Consider the following 258-nt stretch of genomic DNA (forward strand, 5'->3'; position numbering starts at 1 on the left):
GTTTAACAATATGCAATAGTGTTAAATCTAACGTTTAATCGGTTGCGAACAACAAGGAATGTTCAATGCGTCAATTACACGGCAGTTGCCTGTGCGGAACAGTCACCTTTTCACTGGATGACGATTTTTCTCATTTTTATTTGTGTCACTGCGATCAGTGCAAAAAGCTGACGGGATCAGCCCATGCTTCCAACCTCTTTACTCAGCCGCACAATATCCGGTGGGAGCAGGGTGAACAGGCCATAGTGAGATACAACC

At 44.6% G+C, this 258-nt stretch carries 1 protein-coding gene; it reads left to right on the forward strand.

All coding sequences use genetic code 11. The features are described from left to right. Positions 1 to 65 precede the first annotated feature (65 nt). Positions 66 to 258 (forward strand): GFA family protein (locus tag ACYP03_RS26885; protein WP_459782792.1); only part of this gene is annotated, 193 nt, incomplete at its 3' end.

Source organism: Photobacterium sp. R1, from assembly GCF_054600795.1.